26 protein-coding genes are annotated in these 26,885 nt (G+C 70.7%); 10 read left to right on the top strand and 16 right to left on the bottom strand.

What is annotated here, in order from left to right:
* Positions 1–69 precede the first annotated feature (69 nt).
* A complete protein-coding gene (locus SSMG_RS20110; protein ID WP_009078894.1) occupies positions 70–1,758 on the top strand; it encodes an MFS transporter in 1,689 nt (562 codons plus the stop codon).
* Between the two features lie 11 nt (positions 1,759–1,769).
* On the opposite strand, the gene SSMG_RS20115 is transcribed toward SSMG_RS20110, so the two are convergent.
* The 5 genes from SSMG_RS20115 to SSMG_RS20135 form a co-directional block, all read right to left on the bottom strand.
* Positions 1,770–2,336, bottom strand: coding sequence for a hypothetical protein (locus SSMG_RS20115; RefSeq protein ID WP_037714283.1), 567 nt, complete (start codon positions 2,334–2,336; stop codon positions 1,770–1,772).
* A gap of 79 nt (positions 2,337–2,415) precedes the next feature.
* The gene (locus SSMG_RS20120; protein WP_009078899.1) at positions 2,416–3,831 is read right to left on the bottom strand and encodes an aminotransferase class V-fold PLP-dependent enzyme; all 1,416 of its coding nucleotides are present in this window, start codon (positions 3,829–3,831) and stop codon (positions 2,416–2,418) included.
* On the bottom strand, positions 3,828–5,135 hold the full coding sequence (locus tag SSMG_RS20125) for an MFS transporter (RefSeq protein WP_037714284.1): 1,308 nt from the start codon (positions 5,133–5,135) through the stop codon (positions 3,828–3,830). Before SSMG_RS20125 ends, SSMG_RS20120 begins: the two co-directional genes overlap by 4 nt.
* 185 nt (positions 5,136–5,320) lie before the next feature.
* Positions 5,321–6,346, bottom strand: coding sequence for an LLM class F420-dependent oxidoreductase (locus SSMG_RS20130; protein ID WP_009078902.1), 1,026 nt, complete (start codon positions 6,344–6,346; stop codon positions 5,321–5,323).
* A gap of 67 nt (positions 6,347–6,413) precedes the next feature.
* On the bottom strand, positions 6,414–7,340 hold the full coding sequence (locus tag SSMG_RS20135; RefSeq protein ID WP_037714286.1) for an oxygenase MpaB family protein: 927 nt from the start codon (positions 7,338–7,340) through the stop codon (positions 6,414–6,416).
* 91 nt (positions 7,341–7,431) lie between these two features.
* Between SSMG_RS20135 and SSMG_RS20140 the strand changes: the two genes are divergently transcribed.
* On the top strand, positions 7,432–8,037 hold the full coding sequence (locus SSMG_RS20140) for a TetR/AcrR family transcriptional regulator (protein ID WP_037714289.1): 606 nt from the start codon (positions 7,432–7,434) through the stop codon (positions 8,035–8,037).
* Here the strand turns inward: SSMG_RS20140 and dmpG are convergent.
* Entirely contained in the window at positions 8,031–9,056 is a 1,026-nt protein-coding gene (gene dmpG, locus SSMG_RS20145) for a 4-hydroxy-2-oxovalerate aldolase (RefSeq protein WP_009078906.1), read from the bottom strand. The genes SSMG_RS20140 and dmpG overlap by 7 nt on opposite strands.
* Positions 9,053–9,955 (bottom strand): acetaldehyde dehydrogenase (acetylating), encoded by a 903-nt coding sequence (locus SSMG_RS20150; RefSeq protein ID WP_009078908.1) that lies wholly within the window; start codon positions 9,953–9,955, stop codon positions 9,053–9,055. Before SSMG_RS20150 ends, dmpG begins: the two co-directional genes overlap by 4 nt.
* A gap of 39 nt (positions 9,956–9,994) precedes the next feature.
* Between SSMG_RS20150 and SSMG_RS20155 the strand changes: the two genes are divergently transcribed.
* Positions 9,995–10,750 (top strand): IclR family transcriptional regulator, encoded by a 756-nt coding sequence (locus SSMG_RS20155; protein WP_037714291.1) that lies wholly within the window; start codon positions 9,995–9,997, stop codon positions 10,748–10,750.
* Here the strand turns inward: SSMG_RS20155 and SSMG_RS20160 are convergent, their stop codons facing one another.
* Positions 10,751–11,317, bottom strand: a complete 567-nt coding sequence (locus SSMG_RS20160; protein WP_009078913.1) for a TetR/AcrR family transcriptional regulator — start codon at positions 11,315–11,317, stop codon at positions 10,751–10,753.
* 52 nt (positions 11,318–11,369) lie between these two features.
* Between SSMG_RS20160 and SSMG_RS20165 the strand changes: the two genes are divergently transcribed.
* Positions 11,370–12,587: an amidohydrolase family protein gene (locus tag SSMG_RS20165; protein WP_037714293.1), complete on the top strand. Its 1,218-nt coding sequence runs from the start codon at positions 11,370–11,372 to the stop codon at positions 12,585–12,587.
* Positions 12,584–13,438, top strand: coding sequence for an alpha/beta hydrolase (locus SSMG_RS20170; protein WP_009078916.1), 855 nt, complete (start codon positions 12,584–12,586; stop codon positions 13,436–13,438). Before SSMG_RS20165 ends, SSMG_RS20170 begins: the two co-directional genes overlap by 4 nt.
* Here SSMG_RS20170 and SSMG_RS20175 read toward each other — a convergent pair.
* A complete protein-coding gene (locus tag SSMG_RS20175) occupies positions 13,416–14,861 on the bottom strand; it encodes an amidase (protein WP_009078918.1) in 1,446 nt (481 codons plus the stop codon). The genes SSMG_RS20170 and SSMG_RS20175 overlap by 23 nt on opposite strands.
* A 153-nt stretch (positions 14,862–15,014) precedes the next feature.
* Here SSMG_RS20175 and SSMG_RS43630 point away from each other — a divergent pair, with 153 nt between their 5' ends.
* From SSMG_RS43630 to SSMG_RS42505, 3 genes are all read left to right on the top strand, one after another.
* Entirely contained in the window at positions 15,015–15,965 is a 951-nt protein-coding gene (locus SSMG_RS43630) for a LuxR C-terminal-related transcriptional regulator (RefSeq protein WP_009078920.1), read from the top strand.
* Between the two features lie 141 nt (positions 15,966–16,106).
* Positions 16,107–17,369: an alpha-hydroxy acid oxidase gene (locus tag SSMG_RS20185; protein WP_050788230.1), complete on the top strand. Its 1,263-nt coding sequence runs from the start codon at positions 16,107–16,109 to the stop codon at positions 17,367–17,369.
* Between the two features lie 48 nt (positions 17,370–17,417).
* A complete protein-coding gene (locus SSMG_RS42505; protein ID WP_050788231.1) occupies positions 17,418–18,095 on the top strand; it encodes a GntR family transcriptional regulator in 678 nt (225 codons plus the stop codon).
* Between the two features lie 17 nt (positions 18,096–18,112).
* Here SSMG_RS42505 and SSMG_RS20195 read toward each other — a convergent pair whose 3' ends face one another.
* From SSMG_RS20195 to SSMG_RS20225, 7 genes are all read right to left on the bottom strand, one after another.
* Positions 18,113–19,267 (bottom strand): LLM class flavin-dependent oxidoreductase, encoded by a 1,155-nt coding sequence (locus SSMG_RS20195; RefSeq protein WP_009078926.1) that lies wholly within the window; start codon positions 19,265–19,267, stop codon positions 18,113–18,115.
* Positions 19,264–20,274: an ABC transporter substrate-binding protein gene (locus SSMG_RS20200; protein WP_009078928.1), complete on the bottom strand. Its 1,011-nt coding sequence runs from the start codon at positions 20,272–20,274 to the stop codon at positions 19,264–19,266. The genes SSMG_RS20195 and SSMG_RS20200 overlap by 4 nt, the downstream gene beginning before the upstream one ends.
* Positions 20,261–20,965: an ABC transporter ATP-binding protein gene (locus SSMG_RS20205; protein WP_009078930.1), complete on the bottom strand. Its 705-nt coding sequence runs from the start codon at positions 20,963–20,965 to the stop codon at positions 20,261–20,263. The genes SSMG_RS20200 and SSMG_RS20205 overlap by 14 nt, the downstream gene beginning before the upstream one ends.
* Complete coding sequence (locus SSMG_RS20210) at positions 20,950–21,765, bottom strand: ABC transporter permease (RefSeq protein WP_009078931.1); 816 nt, start codon at positions 21,763–21,765, stop codon at positions 20,950–20,952. Before SSMG_RS20210 ends, SSMG_RS20205 begins: the two co-directional genes overlap by 16 nt.
* A 304-nt stretch (positions 21,766–22,069) precedes the next feature.
* A complete protein-coding gene (locus tag SSMG_RS45455; protein WP_158688052.1) occupies positions 22,070–22,231 on the bottom strand; it encodes a hypothetical protein in 162 nt (53 codons plus the stop codon).
* Positions 22,232–22,303: 72 nt separating this feature from the next.
* Positions 22,304–23,014: an MBL fold metallo-hydrolase gene (locus tag SSMG_RS20220; RefSeq protein WP_037714295.1), complete on the bottom strand. Its 711-nt coding sequence runs from the start codon at positions 23,012–23,014 to the stop codon at positions 22,304–22,306.
* Positions 23,015–23,038: 24 nt separating this feature from the next.
* Positions 23,039–23,539 (bottom strand): DinB family protein, encoded by a 501-nt coding sequence (locus tag SSMG_RS20225; RefSeq protein WP_009078937.1) that lies wholly within the window; start codon positions 23,537–23,539, stop codon positions 23,039–23,041.
* Between the two features lie 43 nt (positions 23,540–23,582).
* Here SSMG_RS20225 and SSMG_RS20230 point away from each other — a divergent pair, with 43 nt between their 5' ends.
* Together SSMG_RS20230 and SSMG_RS20235 are read left to right on the top strand one after the other, a co-directional pair.
* The gene (locus SSMG_RS20230) at positions 23,583–24,470 is read left to right on the top strand and encodes a hypothetical protein (protein WP_037714297.1); all 888 of its coding nucleotides are present in this window, start codon (positions 23,583–23,585) and stop codon (positions 24,468–24,470) included.
* A gap of 420 nt (positions 24,471–24,890) precedes the next feature.
* Positions 24,891–26,567: an ABC transporter ATP-binding protein gene (locus SSMG_RS20235; protein WP_009078938.1), complete on the top strand. Its 1,677-nt coding sequence runs from the start codon at positions 24,891–24,893 to the stop codon at positions 26,565–26,567.
* The last annotated feature ends 318 nt before the right edge of the window (positions 26,568–26,885 follow it).

Genomic DNA, 26,885 nt, shown 5'->3' on the forward strand with positions numbered 1-26,885 from the left:
GGTACCAGGATGGTTCGTCCGTTTCGCGAGAGTTGAACAGGCTAGGTTTATCAGTCTAGGCTGTCGATAATGGCGGACCGGACGATCGACCCCCAGACCCGGCACGGCGGGCGCTACAAGTGGGTCGCGCTTTCCAACACGACGCTCGGGGTGCTGATGTCGGCGCTCGACGGGTCGATCGTGATCATCTCGCTGCCCGCGATCTTCCGCGGCATCGGGCTGGACCCGCTGGCCCCGGCCAACATCGGCTACCTGCTGTGGATGATCCTCGGCTACCTGCTGGTGTCCGCGGTCCTGGTGGTGACGCTCGGGCGGCTCGGCGACATGTTCGGCCGCGTCCGGATGTACAACGCCGGCTTCGTGATCTTCAGCGTCGCCTCGGTCGCGCTGTCGTTCGACCCGTTCCGCGCGGGCGGCGGGGCGCTGTGGCTGATCGGCTGGCGGGTGGTGCAGGCCGTCGGCGGCTCGATGCTCACCGCGAACTCCGCGGCGATCCTCACCGACGCCTTCCCGCGCGAACAGCGCGGAATGGCGTTGGGCGTCAACCAGATCACCGCGCTGGCCGGACAGTTCCTCGGCCTCGTCGCGGGCGGGCTGCTGGCCGAACTCGACTGGCGCGCGGTGTTCTGGGTGAGCGTGCCGTTCGGACTTTTCGGCACTGTCTGGTCGATCCGCAGCCTGCGCGAGATCAGCACGCCGCACCGGTCGCGGATCGACTGGGGCGGCAACGTCACCTTCGCACTCGGCACCGCGGTCATTCTCGCCTCGATCACCTACGGCATCCAGCCTTACGGAGGCGCGGCGACCGGCTGGGGCAACCCGTGGGTGCTCGGCGGGTTCGGCGCCGGAATCGCGCTGCTGGCGGCGTTCTGCGTGATCGAGACCAGGGTGCCGGCGCCGATGTTCCAGCTTTCGCTGTTCCGCGTCCGCGCGTTCACCGCCGGAAACCTCGCCGCGCTGCTCACCGCGATCGCGCGCGGCGGGATGCAGTTCATGCTGATCATCTGGCTGCAGGGCATCTGGCTTCCGCTGCACGGCTACGACTACGAGCAGACCCCGCTGTGGGCCGGGATCTACCTGCTGCCGCTCACCGCCGGGTTCCTGATCGCCGGTCCGGTGTCCGGCTTCCTCTCCGACCGCTTCGGCTCGCGGCTGTTCTCCACCGGCGGACTGCTGCTGGTCGCCGGGTCCTTCCTCGGACTGCTCGCGCTGCCGGTGGACTTCAGCTATCCGGCGTTCGCGCTCCTGCTCGTGCTGAGCGGGATCGGGCAGGGCATGTTCTCCGCGCCCAATACCTCGGCGATAATGAGCAGCGTGCCGGACAACCAGCGCGGCGTCGCGTCCGGCATGCGTTCGACGTTCCAGAATTCCGGGACGTCGCTGTCGATCGGCGTGTTCTTCTCCTTGATGATCGCCGGGCTCGCCGGATCGCTCCCCGCGACGCTCACCGGCGGGCTGCGGGCGCACGGCGTCCCGGCGGACGTCGCCGCGAACATCGCCCAGCTGCCGCCGGTGAGCACTCTCTTCGCCGCGTTCCTGGGCAGCAACCCGGTGGCACACCTGGTCGGCCCCGGGGTGCTCGGCCGGCTCTCCCCCGCCGATTCCGCCGCGCTGACCGGCAAGGAGTTCTTCCCGAACCTCATTTCCGGGCCGTTCCACGACGGACTGGTCACGGTGTTCGTCGCGGCCGCGGCGATGGCGCTGGTCGCCGCGCTGGCTTCGGCGGCGCGGGGGAAGCGGTACTTCCACCAGGGCTGAGTGCGCAGGGGTCAGGGCAGCGCGAAGTCGGGCCGCCCCTGCGGTTCGACCCACCACCAGCCGTCGCCGGCTTCGACGGTGGGGCGGACGGCGCAGCCCGAGGCCTTCAGGCGGTCGAGGTACGGCTCGGGACTGCTGTCGAAGTGCGCGTAACCCGCTGCGCAGTCACGAGCCCCGTACCAGAAGGCGACGAACCACACCGGCTGGCCGGGCTCGGTGTCGATCCTCTGCACGAACAAGGGCAAACCCGTGTGCGGGTCGCTCTCGCCGATCACGCGCAGCGCGTCGGCGAAGGCCGGCCGGTGCGTCGCGTACCAGGTCTTGGCGAAGAAGTGCACCCAGTTGGTGCTGACCATCAGCAGCACCACCGCCGCGGTGACGACCGCGCTTCCGGCCAGGCCCGCCCACCGCAGTCGCCGCCACACCAGCCAGGCGCTGAGCGCGGTCGCCGCCGCGGCGAACAGCCACGCTCCGCCCACGGCGACCGACACCGACATGATCCAACTGGCGTAGAGGGCGAAGTAGTGCACCGCCGCCGCGACCAGCCAGCCGAACAGGAAGACGACGGCAGGCAGCACCAGACCCGGTCTTCGGCTTTCTCGGTCTTCTTCGGAACTCCCCATGCTCCGAAGACGGCCCGCCGACGCTCTGGTTGCGTCAGTCCCGGGACGGCGTGTACAGCGCGCCGAGGAATTCCACCAGCAGCCGCTCGCGCAACGGTTCCGGCGCGGCCGCCAGCAGCGCGTTGATCGGAGCCATCCGTTCCGGCAGCCCGTCGCCGCCGGTCAGGCCCGCCGCGGCCAGCAAGCCGCCGAACTGCTCGGACGTCAGCGTTTCCGGGTCCAGCGCGGCGACGAACGCGGCGACGTCCGGATCGACCCGCACCGGGCCCTCCGCCCGCGCCGCCTCGACGGAAGCCGCCAGATCGGCCAGGAATTCCGGTTCGCTGCCGTGGTTCGCGGCGGTGACGGTGAGGTGCAGGTTCAGCGGAGAGGTCCCGTGCGCGAACTGCGGCTGGACGTACCAGCCGCGCGCCTTCATCTCGTCGGCGACGGTGAAGAGGTCGAAACCGTCCGAACCGGTGAAGGCCACCAGCGTCGACACCGGGTCGCCCAGCACGCGCAGCCCCGGAATCTCCGCCACGCCGGCCCGGATCCGGTCCACGGCTTCCCGCGCGCGAGCGGCCAGCTTGAGGTAGCCGTCCTCGCCGAGGTGGTGCACGACGGCCCACGCGGCGGCGAGCGGACCGCCGGAGCGGGTGCTCTGCAGCGTCGGGTTGAGCATCGTGTAGCCGGGCCAGGCCGCGCTCGCGAAGAAATGCGTGCGCCGGAGTTCCGCCGAGGCGTGCAGCAGCACCGAGACGCCTTTGGCGCAGTAGGCGTATTTGTGCAGGTCCACCGAAATGCTGGTGACGCCTGGAACGCGGAAGTCGAACAGCGGCAACTCCGCGCCGAGCTTCGCGAAGTACGGCAGCACCCAGCCGCCGATGCACGCGTCGACGTGCATGCGCACCCCGCGCGCCGAAGCCGCGGCGGCGATTTCCTCGATCGGGTCGACGACGCCGTGCGCGTACGACGGCGCGCTCGCCACGACGAGCACCGTGGAATCGTCGATCGCCGCGGTCATCGCCGCCGGGTCGGCGCGGAAGGTTTCCGGATCGACCGGGACCACGATCTTCCGTACGCCGAACAGGTGCGCGGCCTTGTGGAACGCGGCGTGCGCGGTTTCCGGGAGCACGATCGACGGCGAAGCGAGCTCCGGCCGGGAGTCGCGGGCGGCGAGCACCGCAAGGAGGCACGATTCGGTGCCGCCGGAGGTCACCGTGCCGACGGTTTCCGGCGTGCCGCCGAGCAGTCCGGCCGCGCGGGCGACCAGGTCGTTCTCCATCCGCAGCAGGCTGGGGAACGCGGTCGGGTCGAGCCCGTTGGCGGAACTGGCCAGCGCGTGCGCGGCGGCGGCGATTTCGTCCACTTCGGACAGTCCGCTGTCGTACACGTAGGCCAGCGTGCGGCCGCCGTGCGTCGGCAGGTCGCCGGAGCGGAGTTGGCGCAGCCGCGCCAGGATGTCGTTCACGCCTGCTTCTCCAGTACCGAACGGCGCAGCAGCGGGATGCCGAGCGCGATCAGCACCGCGGGCAGCACCGACGCGCCGATGACGATCGCGGTGATCGCCGACGGCGGCTGCGGGACGGCGGTCGTGCCGGTGCTCGACACGTAGCTCCCGGCCTGCAGCACCAGCCCGAACAGACCCGGCCCGAGCGCGAGCCCGAGCGTTTCGGACGCGGTCCACACCCCGGCGGTGACGCCCGCCCGGGTCTCGCCGGTCCGCTCCTCCTCGGCGCTGATCAGGTCCGGCAGGATCGCCAGCGGGAACACCGAAATGCCCGCGTAGCCGACGCCCGCGAGCGCCACGAACACCAGCGTCGCGGCGAACGGGAGCCGGTCGGCGAAGTACATCGCGACCAGTCCGACGAAGAACGACGTGGTGGCGACCCGGAATCCGGCGAGCTTGCCCCAGCGCGCGCCAAGCCGCGGCCACAGCGGCATGGTGACGAGCGCGGGCCCGACGAATCCGACGAACAGGTAAGTGCGGTAGCTCGGGTCGCCGAGGACGTGCTGCGCGAAGTACGGGATCGCGGCCAGCACGGTGCCGATGCCGAGCGCCTGGATGAAGTAGACGCCGAGCAGCCATCGGAACGACCGCCACCGCGCGATGGTGCGGGCCAATTCCTTGAGCCGCACCGTGTTGGGCCGCAGCGAGCCGACCGGCGCGCCCTTCAGGCCGAAGTAGACGCCGAGCGTGGCGGCCAGGATGATCACCGCCATCACCAGGCCCATCACCCGGTAGCCCGCCACGCCGGGCAGCAGGTCGGTGATCGCCGGGGCGCCGCCGCCGGACACGAGCACCGCGACCGCCAGCACGCCGATCCGGACGCTGGTGAGTTTCGTGCGTTCCTCGGCGGAATCGGTCAGCTCGGCCGGAAGCGCGTTGAACGGCACCTGGAAGAACGCGTACGCGGTGGCGCACAGGAAGAACATCACGACGACGTACGTCGCGTCCCACACCGGCGTGCCGAAGCCGGGATGCGCGAACAACGCGAAGAAGAGGATCGCCACGCCGATCCCGCCGCGCAGCAGGAACCGCCGCCGGCTGCCGGTGCGCGCGAGGTCGGCGTCGGACAGCCGTCCGGCGACCGGGTTGAAGACCACGTCCCACGCCTTGGGCACGAACACGATGATCCCGGCCGCCGCGGCGGGCACCGCCATGGTGTCGGTGAGGTACGGCAGCAGGAGCAGTCCCGGCACGGTGCCGAACCCGCCGGTGACGAAGGAGCCGAGCGAGTAGCGGAATCTCGTGCGGCGGGACAGCGACGCCAAAGGTCCTCCTCGAAGGCGGAACGACGAACGCATGCCTAATGGATCTTCGCCGGTCCCCGGTAGTGGTCGGGAGGAATCGTGCCACCGTCGTGATGCACCGGCAGTACCGGGCCGACTACGCCCTCGTGCGCGGCGAAGCCGGTTCTAACCGGATTCGCCGCTCACGAGGCGGGCAGGCTTCGCTTTCAGGACAGCGCTTTCGCCGCCCTGGCCAGCGACCCCGCGTCCCCGCGCAGCAGCAGCGTCGTCACCACCGTGTCTTCCCACGCCGCCAGCTCTTCCCGGATCTTCTCCGCGGGCCCGATCAGCGACGTGTCCTCGACCAGCGACGTCGGGATCTCCTTGACCGCCTCTTCCTTCCGCCCGGCCAGGTACAGCTCCTGCACCTTGTCCGCCACGTCCGCGTACCCGAGCCGGGCGAACACGTCGTGGTGGAAGTTCACGCTCTTCGCGCCCATCCCGCCGATGTACAGCGCCAGCGCGGGCTTGATGAAGCTCGCCGCCTCCTCGACGTCGTCGTGCACGATCACCGGCACCGACGCGGCCACCTCGAAATCAGCGAGGCTGCGCCGCGCGCCCGGGCGGGCGAAACCCTCCTCCAGCGCGGCCCGGTAGAAACCGTCGGACTTGGGCGAGAAGAACAGCGGGAGCCAGCCGTCGCAGATCTCCGCGGCCAGCGCGACGTTCTTCGGGCCTTCCGCGGCCAGGTAGATCGGCAGGTCGGCGCGCAGCGGGTGCACGGTGGGCTTGAGCGGTTTGCCCAGTCCGGCGCCGCCCTTGAGCGGCAACTGGAAGAACTGCCCGTCGATAGTCACCGGTTCCTCGCGGGCCAGCACCTTGCGCACGATCTCGACGTACTCGCGCGTGCGCGCCAGCGGCTTCGGATACGGCTGGCCGTACCAGCCCTCGACCACCTGCGGCCCGGACGCGCCCAGCCCGAGCACGAAACGGCCGCCGGACAGGTGGTCCATGGTCAGCGCGCTCATCGCGGTCGCGGTCGGGGTGCGCGCCGCCATCTGGACGATGTTCGTGCCGAGCTTGATCCGGCTGGTCGCCGCGCCGACCCAGGCCAGCGGCGTGAACGCGTCCGACCCGTACGCCTCGGCCGACCACACCGAGTCGAACCCGAGCCGTTCGGCTTCGAGCACGCTCTCCTGCGCGCCCGGGATCGGCCCGCTCCCCCAGTACCCGAGGTGAAAGCCCAGCTTCATCCAGCCCTCCTGATCTCGAAGCCCGTGAAGGACTCCTTCCCGGAATCAGATTCCCGGAAGGAGTCCTTCACGGCACGTCCGGCGAGTAGTGCTCCGGTTTCCCGCGCTCGGCGAGCGGCGGAAGATTGCGGCGCGGGGTTTCGACCGGCGGCGTCCCCGGGGCCAGTTCGCCGCGGGCGCGCCGCCAGCCCGCCCGTGCCCGCGGATGGTAGCGGCGGTCGTGCGGAAGCAGCGAAAACGCCGCGTTGATCAGCTTGCCGACGCGGCGGTGCCGTCGGGCGTCCCGCTCGGTCCAGCGGTAGCCGAGCAGTTCGCGCACCTCCGGGTCGTACATCCCGACGGTCAGCCAGACGAACTGCTTCGCGATCACCTTGGCGACCGGTTTCCACAATGGATCCGGCAACCACGGCAGGAACGGCGGTTTCGCGATGCCGCGGAGGTCGAGGACGTCGCGCGCGGCTTTGTTGTCCTCCAGCACCTCGGTGCACATGTGCTTCCAGTACCGCTGGAAGTCCTCCCACGATTCCGGCACCGGCCGCATCGTCATGTCGTACATCCGCCACCAGCGCACGTGCTCGTCGAACAGCGTGCGTTTCTCCTCTTCGCCGATGCCGCCCATGAAATTGTCGGCGATCAGGATGGTGCTGACGAAGAACGTCGAATGCGCCCAGTAATACGTGTCCGGGTCGAGCGCGTGGTAGCGGCGGCCCTTCTTGTCCACGCCCTTGATCCGGTCGTGGTAGCCGCGCACCTCCAGCGCCGTGCGGTGCGCGAGCGGGCCGTCGTAGACCACGCCGCCGATCGGGTACAGCGAACGGAACAGCCGCTGCCAGCGTTCGGCGAAGAACTTCGAATGCTCCTCGACGCCCGCGCCGAGGCCGGGGTGCATGTTCTGCATCGACCCGGCCCACAGCGCGATCAGCAGCCCGCGCCAGTCGCCGAAGTACTTCCAGGTCAGCGAGTCCGGTCCCAGCGGTTCCGGCGTGTCCCTCATCGCGGCTCCTCGGCGGGTCGGCGAAGTGACTACAGCTGTTGTCAGGTTAGGATGTGACAACATCTGTGGTCAACTCGGGACGGGAGCGAGCATGCCGGGCCGCACGTGGGCGGGCACGACGCTGGACGACCGCAAGGCCCAGCGCCGCGCTCAGCTGCTGGCCGCCGGGCTCGACCTGCTCGGCGCGCAAGGCAGTGCGGCGGTGAGCGTCCGCGCGGTGTGCCGGTCCGCGAAGCTGACCGAGCGGTACTTCTACGAAAGCTTCGCCGACCGGGAAAGCCTGGTCGCCGCGGTCTACGAGGACGTCGGGGACCAGGCCCGGAAAGCCTTGGCCGACGCGGTGTCCGGCGAGGCCGATCCGGCCCGCCGCGCCGAACGCGCCGTCACCGCGTTCGTGGAGCTGATGCTGGACGACCCGCGCAAGGGCCGGGTGCTGCTGCTCGCGCCGCTGACCGATCCGGCGCTGACCCAACGCGGGCTCCACCTGCTCCCGGCGTTCACCGCGCTGGTCGGGGAACAGCTGTCGCGCGGCGACGAAACCGGCCGCCAGCTCGTGGCGATCGGTCTCGTCGGCGCGCTCAGCAACGTGTTCATCGCGTACCTCGACGGCACGCTGAAAGTGAGCCGCGAGCGTCTCGTCGAGCACTGCGTGCAGCTGGTGCTCGGCGCGGACGCTTTCGACTCGGGGGCTCACTGAGCGGCTGCCCGCTCGTCGCGCAGCCGCAGCGCGATGTCGATGATCATGTCCTCCTGGCCGCCGACGTAGCGCTCTTCGCCGACCTTGTAGAGGATTTCGTGCGCCGGGACGCCGTAGCGTTCGGCGGCGCGCTCGGCGTGCAGCAGGAAGCTGGAGTACACGCCGGCGAAGCCCTGGATGATCGACGACCGGTCCATCACCGGCAGCCGGGTCAGGTACTTCTTCACGACGTTCTCCGCGGCTTCCAGCAGAACGTCTTTGTCCACCCCGGTTTTGATGCCGAGCCGTTCGAAGGTGGCGGCGAGGACTTCGGTCGGCGAGTTGCCCGCACCCGCGCCGAGCGCGGCGAGCGAACCGTCGATCTGCCGAGCCCCCGCGCGGTACGCGAGCACCGAGTTGGCGACGCCGAAGCTCAGGTTCTGGTGTCCGTGGTAGCCGACCTGTGCCTCGTCGCCGAGTTCCGCGACGAGCGCGGCGACGCGGTCGGACGCGTCGTCCAGGATCAGCGCGCCCGCGGAGTCCACGACGTACACGCACTGGCAGCCCGCGTCGACCATGATCCGCGCCTGCTTCGCCAGGTCTTCCGGCGACGACATGTGCGACAGCATCAGGAATCCGACGGTTTCCAGGCCGAGGTCGCGCGCCGCGCCGAAGTGCTGCATGGACACGTCCGCCTCGGTGCAGTGCGTCGCGATCCGCACCGCGCCCGCGCCGAGGTCGGCCGCCGCGCGCAGGTCGGTGACCGTGCCGAGGCCGGGCAGGAGGAGCACGGCGATCTTCGCCTGCTTCGCCTCGTCGACCGCGGCCGCGATCAGCTTTCGTTCGTCCACCAAGGAAAAGCCGTAGTTGAAGGTCGAGCCGCCGAGGCCGTCGCCGTGGGTCACCTCGATCAGCGAGATGCCCGCGTCGTCGAGCGCGCGGACGGTGTCGCGCACCTGCTTTTCGGTGAACTGGTGCGCCATCGCGTGACTGCCGTCGCGCAGAGTGGTGTCGACCAGCCGGACGTCGGTGTTGTTCACGCGGCCACCTCCTGAGCGGCGAAGAGGTCGCCGACGCGCGCGGCGGCGGCGGTCATGATGTCGAGGTTGCCCGCGTACTTGGGCAGGTAGTCGCCGTTGCCCGCGACCTCCAGGAACACGCCCACGCGGGCCTTGCCGCTCCAGTCCGGGCGCGGCGGGTCGAACTGCGGGTCGGCCTTGAGCGTGTAGCCCGGCACGTACTGCTGGACGTCTTTCACCATGCGGTGCACGGATTCGCTGATCGCGTCGAAGTCGGCGTCCGGGTCGACGGCGCAGAAAACCGTGTCGCGCATGATCATCGGCGGGTCCATCGGGTTGATGATGATGATCGCGCGGCCCTTGTCCGCTCCCCCGACCTTTTCGATCGCGTGCGCGGTCGTCTCGGTGAACTCGTCGATGTTCGCGCGCGTGCCGGGACCGGCCGACCGCGACGACACCGACGCGACGATCTCCGCGTACGACACCGGCGTCACGCGCGAAACCGCGTGCACGATCGGGATGGTCGCCTGGCCGCCGCAGGTGATCATGTTGACGTTGCGGTCGGTCAGCTGGTCGGGCGGGTTCACCGCCGGGCACGTGAGCGGGCCGACCGCCGCGGGCGTCAGGTCGATCGCGCGGATGCCGGCCTCGGCGTACCGCGGCGCGTTGGCCTTGTGCGCTTTCGCCGACGTCGATTCGAACACCAGCTGCGGCAGTTCCGCCCGCGAAAGCAGCCAGTCGACGCCCTCGGCGGACGTCTCGAGGCCGAGCTTCGCGGCGCGGGCGAGCCCGTCCGACGCCGGGTCCACGCCCACCATGTAGCGCACTTCCACGTGCTCGCTGCGCTGGAGTTTTGCCAGCAAATCCGTACCGATGTTGCCCGGGCCGACGATCGCGGCCGTCACCTTGCGTTCCGCCATGCCGCCACGGTGCTCGCCGGGATAGGGCACACTCAACCCATGCGTACCACTGGACGGAACAGCGACGGGCTTGTGACCGCGCGCGTCGCCGCCGTGCTGGAAGCCTTCCGCCCCGGCGACGACGCGCTGGGCGTCTCCGAACTGGCGCGCCGGACCGGACTCGCGAAGACGACCGTGCACCGGCTCGCCGGGCATCTCGCGGACACCGGCCTGCTCGAACGCGACGGCACGTCCGTCCGGTTAGGACTGCGGCTGTTCGAGATCGGCCAGCTCGCGGTGCGCCGCCGCGGCCTGGTGGAGGCGGCCCGGCCGTACCTGGCGGACCTGCGGGAGGCCACGCGGAACACGGTGCATCTCGCGGTCCTGGAGGGCACCGAGGTCGTGTACCTGGACGTGCTGCGCGGACCGGACGCGCCGGATCTGCCCTCGCGCACCGGCGGGCGCTTCCCCGCGCACGCGACCGGCGTCGGGAAGGCGATCCTGTCCTGCTCCCCCGACGACGTCGTGAACCGCGTGATCGACGCCGGACTCCCCCGGGTCAGCCCGCGGACGATCACCGCGCCCGGGCTGCTGCGCCGCCAGCTCGCGCGGATCCGCGAGGACGGAATCGCCTTCGAGCGCGAGGAATCCGGGGTCGGCGTGGTGTGCGCGGCGAGCCCGCTGGTCGACGCGAACGGGCTGGCGGTGGCCGCCGTGTCGATCTCCGGATGGGCGACCCGGATGCGCACCGAACGGGTCGCGCCCGCGGTGCGGACCGTTGCGCTGGCGTTGTCGCGGACGGTGTCCGAGACCTGATCAGCCCTTGCTCATCCGGAGAAGCAACTCGACCGCGTCTTCGGAATGCCCCTCCGGGGTCAGCACTTCCCGCAACAACAGACCGCGAATCGCGGCGACCGCGACGGTCGCCATGGTCCGCGCTTCCTCGGCCCCGCGCCCTTCGCCTTCCGCGAGCGAGGTCAGCATCTTCGTCAGGTCGTCCAGCGAGTCGAACAGCTCGCGAAAGTCCTCCGGCCGGTACGCCGCCAGCCCCGCGACGTGGAAGAACCCGCGGACCCGCGACAGCTGCTCCGGGCGGGTGTAGGTCCGCCAGATCGCCCGCACGAAGTCGTCGAAGGTGCTTTGCTTCGCGGTCTCGAACAGAACCTCGTTGTCGCGGGCTCGCTGGGCCTTGAGCATCGCCGCCAGCACCCCCGGCAACGACCCGAAGTGGTAGCGCAGCAGGGCATGGCTGGTCTCGGCCCGGGCGGCGACCTCCCGCAGCGAAACGTCCGGCGAGGGAAGCGTCCCGTCGAAGGCGTCGAGAAGCCGGGCCAGGAGCCGCTCGCGGGCGTCGCCGGAGGGTTCCGTGCTTGACAAGGTCACCTCCGCAGTTTATCCATTGGAAAAGACCGGTGCAACGGCGGAGGGACGGCTCGTGGGACGTTTTCAGGTAGTCGGCGCGACGGTCGTCGACGGGTCGGGGCGCGATCCCGCCGAAGCCGTCGTCGCGGTCGAAGACGGGCTGATCGCCCAGCCCGGCGCGGGAGGCGAACGCTTCGACGCCGACGGGCTGACGATGACCCCCGGCCTGATCGACGCCCACGTCCACCTTGGCCTGGCGAGCCCGATCGAGCCTCAGTTCTCGTTCCGGCTCAGCGTCGCCGAGATCGCGGCGGATATCTTCGCCACGGCCGGTGCCGCGCTCGACGCCGGATTCACGACCGTCCGGGACACCGGCGGGATTGACGGCGGCGTCGTCACCGCGATCGCCAAGGGCAAGGTCCGGGGACCGCGCGTGCTGTCGTGTGGACCGGTGCAGTGCCAGACCGGCGGGCACGGCTACTACGGAGCCGAATGGGAGCCCACCGAGCTGTGGACCAGTCACCACATCCCGGGCCTGTGCGCCCTGTCCCTGCAGTCGGGCAACGCGAACGAGCTGCGCAGCAACGTGCGCGAGACCTTCCGGCGCGGCGCCTCGTTCCTGAAGCTCTGCGTGACCGGCGGCGTGGTCAGCGCGCACGATCAGCTGACCGACACGCAGTTCACCGTCGAAGAAATCGCCGTCGCGGTGCAAGAAGCCGCCGCGCGCGGCACCTACGTGACGGTGCACGCGCACAACAACGAAGGCATCCGGAACGCGATCGAGGCCGGGGTGCGCTGTGTCGAACACGGCACTGACATCGACGAGCCCACGGCCGCTTTGATGGCCGCTCACGACGTCGCCCTGGTCCCCACGTTCGCGGTCGTGGAGCACCTGCTGCGGGACACCGCGAGCACCGGCCTCGACGAGTCGATCCGCGACCGGGCGCTGGGCGTTCGCGAGCGGATGGCCGCGGCGCTCGCCTGCGCCAAGGAAGCCGGAGTGCGGATCGGGCTGGGTTCGGATCTCATCGGCCCGGCCCAGGAGCGCCGCGGCGAAGAACTCGCCTTGCGGGCCGCTCTCGAGACCCCGATGGAAGCTCTCGTCGCGGCCACGAAAACCAACGCCGAGATCCTCGGCCTGTCCGGCGAGGTGGGCGTGCTCGCTCCCGGCCTGCGGGCGGATTTCGTGCTCTGGAAAGGAAATCCGCTCGAGAATCCCCAGCTGTTCTCCGACCCGGCCAACGCGGTCGTGGTCGTTCAGGGCGGCCGAACAGTGAAGGACCTCCGATGACCGCCATGTGGCAAGGCTGCCTCGCCGACACCGGCTATTTCGAAACCCGTTCCAGCGCCGGATACGACTACGGCGTCTGGGTCACCACGCCGCCGGGCTACGACCCCGCCACGACGCGAGCGCCTGCCTTGTACGTGCTCGACGGCAACTGGACCGTGGGCCAGACGGCTCCGCTCATCGTCACCCAGGCGGATCCCATGCAGCAGATCCAGCCGTACCTCCAGGTCAGCGTCGGTTACGCGGGCGAGGAAGCCGAGCAGTGGACCCGGCTGCGCAACCGCGACCTCGTACCGCCCGGCGAGCCCGTCGGCGCGGAGTTCGTCGACGCCGTGGAGATGGGAGTGCGAACGGGCCGGATGACCCGCGAGCAAGCCGACGCCTATCTCGCCGAACTGCGCGACACCCGCGCCGACGCGTTCCTGGCCTTCCTCACCGAAGAACTGCACCCGCGCATCGAACGCGACTACGGCACGGCCGCGAGCGGGCACGGCCTTTTCGGCTATTCCTACGGCGGGCTTTTCAGCCTCTACGCCTGGCTCAGCGGGAACCCGCTCTTCGAAAGCATCGGAGCGGGCAGCCCCGGCGTCGTCGGGGAAGACAGCCAGGTTTTCGCCCGGCTCCGCGAGCTTGGCGACGGCCTGCCCGCCGCCAAGCTGCACGTCACCGTCAACGACCGAGAGCTTTTCGGCGAACTGGCTGTGTACCAGAATCTCGCGAAGAACACGGCCACGCTCCTGCACCGCCTCACCTCGCGCGACGCGATTGTCACCAGCGAGGTCCTGCGCGAAACGCACGTGACCGGGTTGCAGGCGTCGTTCCTCAGCTACCTCAGGACTTGCCGGTCCCAGTAGCGACGTGGACCGCGGGCCGCCGGGCCGCCCACGGCATCGCCTCCTCCAGGAACGCCGCGACCCGCAGCAGCAACGACTCCGAACACACCGGGCCGCCCAGTTGGACCCCGATCGGCAACCCCTGCGAGGACTCGCCGAGCGGGAGGCTGATCGCGGGTGCGCCGGTCTGGTTGAACAACGGCGTGAACGAGCACGCGTCGAAAAGCTGCCTCGTCCACTCGGTCGCAGTCAGCTCGGCGTTCGCGTCGAGGCGGCCCAGCGGCAGGGCCGGGGTGTTCATCGTCGGGGTCAGCAACAGGTCGTACTCGGTGAAGAACCGGCCCGCCTCGCGGGAAACGACGTTCATCGCGCCCAGCGCCGCGGTCAGTTCGATCCCGCTGATCGAGCGGCCGTACTCGACGCAGGCCCACGAGGTGCGTTCGAGGTTCTCCGGACCCGCCGCCACCCCGGTCATCGCTTCGATCCCGGCCACCGAGCCGGCCAGGAATCCGGACCACAGCACGTGATTGGCGTGCAGGAACGCTTCCCAGTCGAAGACCGGCGTCGCGCGCTCGACGTGATGGCCGGCCGCTTCGAGCACCTCGGCCACGGCTTCGACCGCGCGCGCCACCTCCGGGTCGACGTAGCTGCCCGCCCAGGATTCGGTGTGCAGGGCGATGCGCAGCCGTCCCGGGTCGGCGCCGACCTCGTCGAGCCACGGGCGCGCGGGCGGGGCGAGGACGTACGGGTCGCCCGGATAGCTCACCGCGACCTCGTCGAGCAGCGCGGCGGTGTCCCGGACCGTCCGCGAGACCGCGAGTTCGACGCCCATTCCGTAGAGCGGATCGGCGAAGTCCGGCCCGGCGGGGACCCGGCCGCGGGTCGGTTTCAGGCCGACCAGGCCAGTGCAGGCCGCCGGCACGCGGATCGACCCGCCGCCGTCGTTGGCGTGCGCGATCGGGAGCGCCCCGGCCGCCACGAGGGCCGCGGAACCGCCGCTGGACCCGCCGGCGCTGTGCCCGGTGTGCCACGGGTTGCGCGTCGAACCGTAGGCCAGCGCTTCGGAGTTCCCGTTGAAGCCCAGCTCCGGCGTGGTCGTGACGGCCAGCGTCGCCAGGCCCGCCGCGCGGAAGCGCGCCATCAGATGGGTGTCCTCCGGCGGCACGACGCCCTTGCCGAGCAGCCGCGTGCCCATCCGGGTCGGCACCCCGGCGGCGTGCAGGACGAGGTCCTTGATCGCGAACGGGACCCCGGCGAACCGGCCGTCGCGCGCGTAGTCGAGCGGGCGCTCGAACGGGCCGTCGGCGACCGCGTTCAGCTCCGGGTTCACCTTGCCGATGGCCTCCGCCGCCAGCGCGGCGACCTCGTCGGCGGTGACCTCTCCGGAGGCGAGGACCGCGGCCAGCGCGGTCGCGTCGAGGGCGGCGTATTCGTCGAGGTTCATCGAGTGCTCCTTCAGCCGGGGGCCCAGAACGTTACGAACGGGCCCGGACGGCGGCATCGGCCGAAAAGCCGTTCCGCTCCCGCCGCGGACGTGCGCCCGTTGACATTCCGGACGGCGGCCGTTCATGCTCCGTTCGGCAGCGGAGGTTCGGAAATGGCCGCAGATGTGCAGTGGTGGGCCCGGCTCGCTCGGGAAGTGCGCGCGGCGGGCCGGGGCGACCTGCCGGTCGAGACGCCGTTGCGGACCGTGCGCGACGAACTCGGTTTCGATTGCGCTGCCTTGGTCACCGGCGGGCGGCAGCACACCGCGACCGTCAACCTCGGCTACCCCTCGGACGCACTCGGCTACATCACGACGACCTACCGCTGGAAATGCCCGATCCACCAGCGCGCGATCCGGCTGGGCCTGCCGCTGCGGTTCGTCGACGTGCCAGAAGTCCACGAAACCCGGACCTACCAGGAAGTCATTCAACCGCACGGGTTCCGCGAAGGGATGACGCTGCCGCTGCGGGCGGCCCCGGGCGAGGCGCCGGGCTTCGTGGCACTGAGTTCGACGCACGACCGGCCGCTGGACGACGAATCCCGCCTGGCGCTCACGATGCTGTCGCATGATTTCGCCGCGCTGGCCGATCCCGGCGCCGAGCCGGGCGATCCCGCCGCGGACGTTGTGCTGCTCGTTTCGCAGGGCAAGGCCGAGGTGCGTTCGGCCGCGGTCGGGCAACTGCCGCTGAGCGAGCACGAGGTCCGGTTCGCCGCGCGGTGCGCCACAGCCGGGCGGACCGGATTCCGCCACCGGGACGCGGACGGCGTCTGGTGGCGGGTGCTGGCGCGGGCGCGGCGTCCGGACGGAGTGCTGCTGCGGATCTCCCGCGTGCCCGATCCCGGGCCGTTGACCGGGCGGGAACTGGACGTCGTGGGACTGGTCTCGCGTGGGTGGTCGAACGAACGGATCTCGTCGGCGCTCGGGATCACGGTCCGGACGGTGCGCAGCCATGTCGAGTCTTCGCTGGTGAAGCTCGACTGTCCGAACCGGACCGCACTGGCCCGGCACGCGCTCGAACACGACCTCGACACGCTCGGCGCGTTGGCGGCCGCCCAGCGCTGACGAGATTGTGTCACAATCCTTGCGCTCCAGATGCGTGCCATGCTTCACTCCTCCTGCCCATGAGTGCGAAAACCTCGGTGCAGCACCCTTTTGATCGACCGAGGATTGTGTACCGATTTCCCGGCGGCCAGGAGGCAGCGGATGACCACGTTCGAACCCGAGCACCTGCCCCGGCGGCCGGTCAGGCGACGGCTGCCCCGCCCGTCGGAGATCCGGCCGCTGCTCAAGTTCCGGCAGCCGCGGTTCGACGTCCGCGAGCGCCGCCTCGCCGCCGCGCACACCATCGACGACCTGCGCACCATCGCGCGCCGCCGCACGCCCCGGCCGGTCTTCGACTACGTCGACGGCGCGGCGGAGCAGGAAATCAGCCTCGGCCGGGCCCGGCGGGCCTTCGAGAACGTCGAGTTGCACCCGCGCGTGCTGCAGGACGTCACCGAGGTGGACCCGGCCACGTCAGTCCTCAGTGGACAGTCCGCGCTGCCGCTCGTGCTGGCGCCCACCGGCTTCACCCGCATGATGCACCACGAAGGCGAGATCGCCGTCGCCCGCGCGGCTGCCCGCGCCGGGATCCCGTACGTGCTCTCGACGATGGGAACCACCGATCTCGAAGACGTCCGGGCCTGCGCGCCGTCCGCGCGGCAGTGGTTCCAGCTCTATCTCTGGAAGGACCGCGCCGCGAGCGAAGCGCTGGTCGAACGCGCAGCTCAAGCCGGGTACGAGGCGCTCGTCCTGACCGTCGACACCCCGATCGGCGGGGCGCGGATGCGCGATGTCCGGAATGGACTGACGATCCCGCCGACGCTGACCGTCCGCACCCTCGCCGGGATCGCGGTCCGGCCGTCCTGGTGGATGAACCTCCTGACCACCGAACCGCTGCAGTTCGCCGCGTTGAACAACTTCGACGGCACGGTCGAAGAACTGATCGGGACGATGTTCGACCCGTCCCTGACCGTCGCAGACCTGCGGTGGCTGCGCGGCCGGTGGCCGGGAAAGCTGATTGTCAAAGGGATTCAGAGCGTCGCGGACGCCAAGGAGATGGCCGCTTCCGGCGTCGACGCGCTCGTGCTCTCGAACCACGGCGGGCGCCAGCTCGACCGCGCGCCGACCCCGCTCGAACTGCTGCCCCGTGTCGTGGACGCGGTCGGGGACGACTGCGAGGTCATCCTCGACACCGGCGTCCGGACCGGCGCGGACCTGGTGGCCGCACGGGCACTGGGCGCGTCGGCGGCGATGGTCGGCCGCGCGTATCTGTACGGCCTGATGGCAGCGGGAGAACAAGGCGTCGAGCGCGCGATCGACATCCTCCGCGCCGAGTACGTGCGGACGTTGCGGCTTCTCGGCGTCAGGCGCACCGACGAGATCACCGGCGAACACGCCTCCCTTCGGCTGCCCGCCCGGATTTGACGGTGGCCTCGGCTAAGATCGGCAGCGGCGGTGGGAAATTCTGCTGAAATGAGTGGCGAAGTGCGCGAACAGGCGGGCAGTACGCCGGGAAGCATCGCGCAGGCGCTTCGCGACGATCTCCTGGACGGTCTCCTCGAACCCGGCACGCGGCTCACGGAGGAATCTCTGAGCGCTCGCTTCGGGGCGGGCCGCCATTCGGTCCGGTCCGGCCTGCAGACGCTGGTGTCCGAGGGCCTGCTCGAACACCAGCGCAACAAGGGGATCGTCGTCCCCGCGGTGACCGCCGAACGCATCGACGCGATGTGCTCGTACCGCTCGATCCTGGAACTCGGCGCGCTGCGGCTGGCCCTGCTCCAGAACGCGGGCTTCGACGCGGTCGACGAGGCGGTGCGGCGGCTCGAGTCGATGACCGCCGAAACCCCGTGGCGGCACGTGATCGAGGCGCACAGCGCGGTGCACACCGAGATCGTGGCCGCCAGCGGCAACCCGCGCGTGCTGGCGGCGCACCGGGCCTGCGCGAACGAACTGAACTGCATGCTCGCGACGATCCGGGCCGAATCGTCCGCCGCCCAGCTGGCGACGACCCACCGGCACCTCGTCGACCAGCTCCGGGTCGGCGGGGAGACCGCGTTGAAGGCGCTGGAGGACGACCTCGAACTCGGCGGCCGCGCGATGATGCATCTCGCGCTGCGCCGCCGGATCGAGGTGCCCTACCTGCTCTCGTGAGGGTCATCCGCGGAACGCTACTGAGCAGCCACCGCCCGCTCCCCCGGAACCGCCCGCACCGCCGGGACCTCGTCCAGCAACCCGCGCCGGGCCAGCTCCGGCCGCACGCCCTCGCCGAACCAGTACGCCTCCTCCAGATGCGGATACCCGGACAGCACGAACTCCGACACGCCCGCGTCGTGGTACTCCTCGATCAAATCCGCGATTTCCGCATAGCTCCCCACCAGCGCAGTCCCGGCTCCCCCGCGCACCAGGCCGATCCCAGCCCACAAATGCGGATGGATCTCCAGGTCCCGCGCCGTCGTCCCCGCCTTGCCGCCGTGCAGCGCGACCATCCGCTGCTGCCCCACCGACTCGCTCGCCGCCAGCTGCGACTGAGCCTTGGCGATCTGCTCCGGACTCAACGCGTCCAGCAGCTTCTGCGCCTCCGCCCAAGCCTCCGCCGAGGTGTCGCGCGCGATGGTGTGCAGCCGGACCCCGAACCGCACCTTCCGACCGGCCTGTTCCGCCAGTTCGCGCACCTTCCCGATTTTCTCCGCGACCTGCGCGGGCGGCTCCCCCCAGGTCAGGTAGACATCGGCATGCCGCGCGGCGACCGGGAGCGCCGCCGCCGAGGAACCGCCGAAGTACAACGGCGGAACGGGATCCGGCGCGGCGAGCGTCGTGGCTCCTTCGACGCGCAGGTGGTCGCCGGCGAAGTCGAACGGCTCGCCCGACCACACGCCGCGCACGATGGACAGGAACTCGTCGGTCCGGGCGTAGCGCGCGTCGTGGTCGTGCCAGTCGCCGAAGCGGCGCTGTTCGATCGCGTCGCCGCCGGTCACGATGTTCAGCAGGACCCGGCCGCCGGACAGCCGCTGGAACGTGCCGGCCATCTGCGCGGCGAGCGTCGGCGAGATGACGCCCGGCCGGAACGCGACCAGGAACTTGAGCCGGCTCGTCTCGCGGATCAGCGCGGCGGTGGTCAGCCAGGCGTCCTCGCACCAGGTCCCGGTCGGGGTCAGCACGCCCTCGAACCCGAGCCGCTCGGCCGCGCGCGCGACCTGCGCGAGGTAGTCCAGGTCCGCCGGCCGCTGCGCGCTCGGGCCCTGGGACTTGTTGGCGTGGAAGCGTTCCACGATCGTCCGGCCGTCCCCGGTGGTCGGCAGGAACCAGTGCAGTTTCACGCTCATCCGTTCCTCCTCGCGGCCTCGATGTCGGGCCCGTAACGGCGGTCGACGAACGCCGCGAAGTCGACCTTCCCGGGCAGCGTGCCCTCGTTCGCGAACGCGTCGGCGAGCTGCTGCTCGGACGCGACGACGGAATCGTCCAGCGGGACCGGCCGGTCCCGCCCGGCGGAGACGGCCTTCTTCGCCACCTCGAGCTTCAACCCGGTTTCCGCCGCCCAGGCGCGCGCCCATTCGTCCGGATGCGAGTTCGACCAGAGCTGCGCTTTCACCACGCGCTGCACGAAATCCTTGATCGCCGAGTTCTTGCCCGGATCGGCCAGCGCGGTCGTGCTCGCGGTCTCGAAGGCGAGCCCGTTGGACGCGCCCCGACCGTCGGCGAGCACGCGGGCGTGCGCGTCGATCTGGGCTTGCGCGGTGTAGGGATCCCAGATCGACCACGCGTCGATCTGGTGCTGGGTGAACGCGGCGAACGCTTCGGACGGCTGCAGGAAGGAGATCTTGATGTCCTTCGTGGACAGACCGGCCTTCTTCAGCGTGTTGAGCAGCTGCCCGTGCGCCGAACTCCCCTTCGCGACCCCGACCGTCTTGCCCCGCAAGGACGCGACGTCGGTCAACGGCGAATCCGGCGGCACCAGAATGGTTTCCCGCTCCACGTTGCTCTTCGCCACGCTCACCACGGAGATCTTCGCCTTCGACGCGGCCGCGAAAATCGGCGGCGTGTTGCCCACCCGGCCGACGTCGATCGCGCCCGCCGAAGCCGCCTCCAGCAACGGCGGCCCGGAAGTGAACGTGGACCATTCGATCCGATACGGCGTGCCGGTCAGCTGCCCGGCGGCGGTGAGCAGGGATTTCACGCCGCCTTTCTGATCGCCGACGCGCAGCGTGACCTTCTTCAGCTCCGCGGGCGAAACCGCGGCCGGAACCGGCGCGCGACCGTCCGAAGTGGACGACGAGCAGGCGGCGAGCCCGGTCAGCAGAAGCGCCGCGGCCAGGACGTTACGCAGGTGCACCTTCGGTCACTCCCAGGTCGGCCAGGACGCGGCTGCGCACCTCGGCATTGTCGGCGGCCTTCCGCGGACGCGGCCGGCCGAGTACGTGTTCGGCGACGATGTGCCCTTCGCCGAGGACGAGGATCCGGTCGGCGAGCACGAGCGCCTCGTCGACGTCGTGAGTCACCAGCAGCACCGCGGGCTGGTGCGTTCGCCACAGGTCCTCGACGAGCCGGTGCATCGCCAGCCGGGTCAACGCGTCGAGCGCGCCGAACGGTTCGTCCAGGAGCAGGAGATCCGGCTCGCGGACCAAGGCGCGGGCCAGCGAAACCCGTTGCGCTTCACCGCCGGAGAGCGTGAGCGGCCACTTGTCGGCGTGCTCCGCCAGCCGCACCTCGGCCAGTGCCTTCTCGGCGACGGCGCGGTCGTTGTCCTGCCGCAGCCCGAGCACGATGTTGCGCCAGACCTTGCGCCACGGCAGCAACCGCGGCTGCTGGAAGGCGACGGACACCGTCCCGTCGATACTCGCGGTGCCCTCGATCTCCTCGTCGAGCCCAGCCAGCACCTTCAGCAGCGTCGACTTCCCCGATCCGCTCCGCCCCAGCAACGCGACGAACTCGCCGCGGCCGACGTCCAGGTCCAGCCGGTCGAGGACAGTGCGGTCGCCGAATTTCTTGGTGAGGTCGCGGACCTCGACTACCGGGCTCGCCATCGCAGGGCCCTCCTTTCGAGCAGCCGGACGAGCGCGTCGGTGACGAGGCCCAGCACGGCGTAGACCACGAGCCCGACCACCACGACGTCGGTGCGCAGGAATTCGCGGGCATTGTTGATGAGGTAACCGATCCCGGCGTCCGCGTTGACCGTCTCGCCGACGATCAGCGCCAGCCACGCGACCCCGAGCGACTGCCGCAGCCCGACCAGCGCCTGCGGCAGCGCACCCGGCAGGACGACGTGCCACAGCCGTTCGCCGCGGGTGAATCCCAGCGCCCGCGCGGCCTCCCCGAGCTGCGGATCGGCGGTGCGGATTCCCGAGTGGACATTCAGGTACAGCGGAAACGCCACGCCCAGCGCGACCAGGAAGATCTTGGTCTCTTCGCCGATCCCGAACCACAGGATGAACAACGGGATCAACCCGAGGAACGGCAAGGTGCGCAGCATCTGCACCGGCGGGTCGACCAGTGCTTCGCCCCAGCGCGACAACCCCGAAATGGCTCCGAGCAGCAGCCCGGCGAGCGCTCCGAGAGCGAATCCGGCGCCGACGCGGCCCAGCGAGACCACGAAGGCGCTGCCGAGTTCGCCGCTGCGGGCGACATCGACTCCGGCTTGCAGGACGGTCCAAGGCGAGCTGAGTTTGTCCGGCGGCAGCGCGCCGGTCGAGCTGGCGATCTGCCACGCCGCGACCAGCGCGACCGGGCTGATCCAGCGGCGCAGCGACGGCAGCCGCCGCCGTTGCGCGCGCTTCGGCGCGGCCGTTTCGGCGCGCGGCAGCACGCCCGTGGTGGAAATCGACACGGATTTCTCCCGGGTGGGGTTTTCGGTGCGGGGAAGGGAATTCAGCGGCGGGACAGACAGACCGCGCTCGCCTGCTGCCGGAGGTCGACGTGCAGGCGGCACACGAGGAGGACGCCGCGCTTCATGCCCCCGAGCTTCGATCCCCGGACGGGTGAAGTCAATGACGTGCCGGACGGCTCTCACGCACTGGAACCCCGGCGGCGGTGTACGGGGTTTGTTCCCCTCTCAGGCACGGGGATGCCCGGAATGCGGGACTGGTTTCCCGGTCCGCTGCCGAACATGAGCGGCTAAACCGCTGCTCCAGCTAAGGCAGCGACCGCGTGCGCGAGCGCTCGCCGCGGACCGCCGCTGCGGCCTCGATCACCCGGCTGAGCACCGGCGGCACGAAATTGTCGGTGCGGTGCGGTACAAGATCACCATGTCCATTTTCCAGGCACTGCAAGCGTTCCTCGCCCGTACCCTTCACCGCGCGACCCGTCGGCGCGACGAGCCCGCACCGCGCCGAACGCACCCGCGGCGGCCCGAACCGAAACCCGGTTCAGCCGCCGAACATCATCCGCCATTCCTCGAGAGACCGGGGCCGGAACACGAAATTCGAGCTCTTCACCCGCGACAGCGACGCCGAAGATTCCGGCGAATACTGGTGGCCGGGGTACACCACCGGATCCCCGGGCAGGGTCGCCAGCCATTGCAGGCTGCGGAAAATCGCGTCCGCGTCGCCGCCCGGGAAGTCGGTCCGGCCGCAGCCCTCGAGGAACAGCGTGTCCCCGGAGACCAGCCTGTCGCCGACCAGGAAGCACTGGCTTCCCGGCGTGTGCCCGGGCGTGTGGAGCAGCCGGATGTCGATCGAGCCGACGGTCACGACGTCGTCGTGCTCGTGCGCGCGCAGGTCGGTGTCCGACACGCCGGTCACCCGGCGCACCCACTCGCTTTCCTGCGCGTTGACGTGGATCGGCACCGGCCGCAGCGCGAGCAGTTCCGCGATGCCCGGGAGCGAGAAACCCATCATGTCGCCGCCGACGTGGTCGGGGTGGTGGTGCGTCGCGAGGACGCCGGTCAGCCGCATCCCGTCGGCTTCCAGCGTCTCGACCAGGTCGCCCACCGCGTACGCCGGGTCGACCAGCACCGCCTCGCCCGCTTCGCGGTCCCCGATCAGGTAAGCGAAATTCACCATCTGGGTCGCGACGGGGTCCCCGACGGCGAAATCGCGGCCGGCGAGCAGTTGGCGGAAGTAAAGCTGGTCTGCCATGCCCCGCAGCCTAACGGTCGCCGGTCACTCGCCCACGGAGCCGTCGGCGAGTTCCCGCAGCGCGTCGAGGTGCCCGACGTGCCGAGCGGTCTCCTGCACGACGTGCGCGAGCACCCAGCGGACGGTGAACTTCCCAGACCGCCGCGTCCGGTCCTCCGGAACCAGCCCGGCCAACGCCGCCGCCGATCGTTCCCACTCGGCGCGATAGGCCGCGACCACCGCCGCGACGTCGTCCTCCGGTGTCAGATCCCAACTCGGATCCGGAGAGCCCGGCCACAGCGAAGGTTCGGCGGACCCGCCCGCCTCGATCACCAGCCACCACCGCTCGACCGCGGTCAGGTGCTTGACCACGCCCAGCGCGCTGGTCCGCGGCGAACTCGGCAGCGGCGCCGCGGCCGCCTGCTCCCGGGTCAGCCCGGCGACCTTCTGCACCGCGGTCGCCCGCAGGAAATCGAGGAACCGCGTCTGCACGGTCATCTCGTCGCCGTCGAGCGGATCCGGCCAGACGCGCTCTGCCTCCGCCATGGCCCCGACCCTACTGGTCCCGGGGAGGAATACGCTCGGTGTCATGGTGTGGGGATTTCTGTGCGCGCTGCTGTCCGCGGTGGCCTACGGCGTCGCTTCGGTGATGCAGGCAGTGGCCGCGAAGGCAGCGCCCGACGAGGGTGCCGCCAGGGTCGACCCACGCCTGTTGCTGCGGGTGTTGAAGCAGTGGAAGTTCGTCGTCGGGCTGCTGCTCGACGGGGTCGGCTTCGTCGCGCAGATCGCCGCCCTGCACGTCCTGCCGCTGTTTCTCGTGCAGGCCACGCAAGCCGCGAGCCTCGCCGTGACCGCCGTGGCGGTGCGGGTATTCGGAGTCCGCCTCGGTGCGCGCGAATGGACGGCCGTCGGCGTCGTGGTCGCCGGACTCGCGCTGCTCGGTTCCTCCGCGGAAAGCGAGGGCTCCAGCGAAGTCGGCCTAGGCTTCCGGCTGGCACTGGCCGGTGCCGCCGTAGTCCTCGGAATCGCCGGGCTTCTCGTCGGACGCGCCAGCGACCGCGTCCGCACCGCCGGACTCGGCTTGGTCGCCGGCCTGTGCTTCGGCCTGGTCGCGGTAGCGGGCCGGGTCATCCCGAGCCTCGCGCCGCTGGACCTGCTGCGCGACCCGGCGCTGTACGTCGTCGCCGTCGCGGGTGCGCTGGCCATGCTGTACTTCGCCACCGCCCTGCAACGCGGAAGCGTCACCACCGCCACGGCGATGATGGTGCTCGGCGAAACGGTCATGCCTTCGCTGATCGGCGTCCTGCTGCTCGGCGACCGAACCCGCCCCGGGTTCGCCGTCGTCGCGGTGCTGGGTTTCGTCCTCGCAGTCGCCGCCGCCCTGGCACTGGCCCGATTCGGCGAACCCGAACCAGCCGTCGTCTCCGCAGGAGAACCACCGGAGACCGAGCCCGCGGCCCCCGACGCCCACCGGTAACTAGCCCCAGACCCCACCCTCGCCGACGCGCACCGGCGTCCCGCTGCTCAGTGACCGGGTTCGCCGCAGAACCCGCCTCCAGCAGCCCGCGCCCGGATTCGCCCTCACCACCGGGAACCCGCCGCCAGCAGCCGAGCCTGCGGGCCGCGACACCATGGGCAACTTCGCCCACCGAACACCAGACTCGACCGCAGCCCGTCGACGTCCTCCTGCTCGGCGACCGCCCTCACCGCGCCGATCGGACTCGTCCCCGCAGTCGACGCCCGCCACCAGCGCCCGAACCGACCGTCGTATTGCCCGGAGACGGAACCCACCGAGGCTCCCGGCACCACCCGATCAAAGGTTAGGCTAGCCTTCTCTAGTGGACGAAAGGGAGGAACCGGCAACCCGACCGGACCCTCCGCACGAACGGAGGCGCCGATGACCACCGGCCGGGACGTCCTGCGCAATGCCCTCGCCGGACAGCGGAAATCCGTCGTCGCGGCGGCCGTCCTCGCCGCCGGGCACCAGGGCGGCGAGGCGCTCGTCCCGGTCGTGATCGGCGTCGTGCTGGACCGGGCCGTCGCCGACAGCTCCGCCTTCACACTCCTCGGCTGGCTGGCCGTGCTGGCGATCGTCTTCCTCGTGCTCTCCACCAGCTACCGCTTCGGCGCGCGGGCCGCGGAAGGCGCCGCCGAGCGGGCCGCGCACGAGATCCGGCTCGCGGTCACCCGGCGCGTCCTGCACCCTCGCGGCGGCGCGGAGAACGGTTCGCTCGCGGGGGAATTGGTGAGCGTCGGAACCTCGGACGCCCGCCGCGTCGGCATGGTCAACGCGGTGCTTCCGTTCGGCATCGCCGCGCTCGCCGGACTGGCCGTCAGCGCGGTGGTGCTCCTGCGGATGTCCGTGCCGCTCGGATTGCTCGTCCTCCTCGGCACCCCGCCGCTGCTGTTCCTCGCCCACCTCGTCGGCAAACCGCTGGAAAAGCGCAGCGAACTGGAGCAGGAACGCGCCGCGCACGCCTCGGGCGTCGCTGCCGACCTGGTCAGCGGATTGCGGGTGCTGAAAGGCATCGGCGCGGAACCGGCGGCGACGGCGAGGTACCGGCGCACCAGCCGGGATTCCCTGCAGGCGACCATCCGCGCGGCCCGCGCCCAGGCGTGGCACAACGGCGCGCTGCTCGCGCTCACCGGCGTCTTCATCGCAATCGTCGCCCTCGCCGGCGGCTCGCTGGCCGCGAACGGCGAGATCTCCGTCGGCGACCTGGTGGCCGCGGTCGGGCTCGCCCAGTTCCTGCAGACGCCGTTCACCATCTTCGCCTGGGTCAACGGCCAGCTCGCCCAAGGCCGCGCCTCCGCCAGCCGGGTCGCCGCGGTGCTGGCCGCTCCCCCAGCCGTCCCCGACGGAACCGGCGCACTCCCCGCCCCAGCCCGCGGCAGCGTCGAGCTTTCCGCCGTATCCCAGGGAAAACTCCGCGAACTAAACCTCACCGTCCCGCCCGGCGAGTTGCTCGGCGTCGTCACCACCGACCCCGCCGCGGCCACCGATCTCCTCGACTGCCTCGGCCGCTTCGCCGACCCCCGCACCGGCTCCGTCCACGTCGATGAGGCGCACCTGTCCACTGTGGACCCCGACCGAGTCCGCGACGTCGTCCTCGTCGCCGCGCACGACACAGATTTGTTCGAAGGAACCGTGGAAGACAACGTTCGCGGCCGGATGCCCGCCATCCCCGACGGAGTGCTCACCGCCTCCGCCGCCGACGAAGTCGCCGCGACGCTCCCCACCGGCACCGCCACGACCATCACCGAACGCGGCCGCTCCCTCTCCGGCGGACAACGCCAACGAGTCGCCCTCGCACGCGCCCTCGCCACCGAAGCCCCGGTCTTGGTCCTCCACGACCCGACGACCGCCGTCGACACCGTCACCGAAGCCCGCATCGCCGCCGGAGTCGCAGCCCTTCGCCGAACCCGCACCACGATCCTCCTCACCACGAGCCCAGCCCTGCTCACCGTCACCGACCGCGTCGTCCTGATCGAAGACGGACACCTCACCGCCCAAGGGACCCACGCCGACCTGGTCCGCACCGAACCGGCCTACCGAGAGGCAGTCCTCTCGTGACCCAACGCCACCCACTCGCCACCGCAATCGCAGAACTCCGCCGAAACCACACCACTGGCGTCACCAGCCCAGCCCTGCCCACCCTCACCAACCGGCTCGCACTCATCGAAGGCCGACGCATCACGGCCCAAGGCACCCACGCCGTACCGGCCGACCGAGCAGCGGTCCGCTCATGACCCAACGCCACCTCCTCCCCACCGCTACCGCAATCACCGAACCCCGCCGAAACCACACCCCCACGGCACCCACGCCCAACCTCGCCCGCACCGAACTAACCCACCGAGCGGCAGCCCCCTCATGACCCAACGACAACCACTC

Source organism: Streptomyces sp. AA4, assembly GCF_000158875.1.
Lineage (GTDB): Bacteria > Actinomycetota > Actinomycetes > Mycobacteriales > Pseudonocardiaceae > Amycolatopsis.

Coding starts and splice junctions, on each gene's coding strand:
- SSMG_RS20110 (WP_009078894.1), top strand. CDS start 70: ATGGCGGACCGGACGATCGACCCCCAGACCCGGCACGGCGGGCGCTAC.
- SSMG_RS20130 (WP_009078902.1), bottom strand. CDS start 6,346: ATGAAGCTGGGCTTTCACCTCGGGTACTGGGGGAGCGGGCCGATCCCG.
- SSMG_RS20135 (WP_037714286.1), bottom strand. CDS start 7,340: ATGAGGGACACGCCGGAACCGCTGGGACCGGACTCGCTGACCTGGAAG.
- SSMG_RS20140 (WP_037714289.1), top strand. CDS start 7,432: ATGCCGGGCCGCACGTGGGCGGGCACGACGCTGGACGACCGCAAGGCC.
- SSMG_RS20150 (WP_009078908.1), bottom strand. CDS start 9,955: ATGGCGGAACGCAAGGTGACGGCCGCGATCGTCGGCCCGGGCAACATC.
- SSMG_RS20155 (WP_037714291.1), top strand. CDS start 9,995: ATGCGTACCACTGGACGGAACAGCGACGGGCTTGTGACCGCGCGCGTC.
- SSMG_RS20170 (WP_009078916.1), top strand. CDS start 12,584: ATGACCGCCATGTGGCAAGGCTGCCTCGCCGACACCGGCTATTTCGAA.
- SSMG_RS20175 (WP_009078918.1), bottom strand. CDS start 14,861: ATGAACCTCGACGAATACGCCGCCCTCGACGCGACCGCGCTGGCCGCG.
- SSMG_RS43630 (WP_009078920.1), top strand. CDS start 15,015: ATGGCCGCAGATGTGCAGTGGTGGGCCCGGCTCGCTCGGGAAGTGCGC.
- SSMG_RS20185 (WP_050788230.1), top strand. CDS start 16,107: ATGACCACGTTCGAACCCGAGCACCTGCCCCGGCGGCCGGTCAGGCGA.
- SSMG_RS42505 (WP_050788231.1), top strand. CDS start 17,418: ATGAGTGGCGAAGTGCGCGAACAGGCGGGCAGTACGCCGGGAAGCATC.
- SSMG_RS20195 (WP_009078926.1), bottom strand. CDS start 19,267: ATGAGCGTGAAACTGCACTGGTTCCTGCCGACCACCGGGGACGGCCGG.
- SSMG_RS20205 (WP_009078930.1), bottom strand. CDS start 20,965: ATGGCGAGCCCGGTAGTCGAGGTCCGCGACCTCACCAAGAAATTCGGC.
- SSMG_RS20220 (WP_037714295.1), bottom strand. CDS start 23,014: ATGGCAGACCAGCTTTACTTCCGCCAACTGCTCGCCGGCCGCGATTTC.
- SSMG_RS20225 (WP_009078937.1), bottom strand. CDS start 23,539: ATGGCGGAGGCAGAGCGCGTCTGGCCGGATCCGCTCGACGGCGACGAG.
- SSMG_RS20230 (WP_037714297.1), top strand. CDS start 23,583: ATGGTGTGGGGATTTCTGTGCGCGCTGCTGTCCGCGGTGGCCTACGGC.
- SSMG_RS20235 (WP_009078938.1), top strand. CDS start 24,891: ATGACCACCGGCCGGGACGTCCTGCGCAATGCCCTCGCCGGACAGCGG.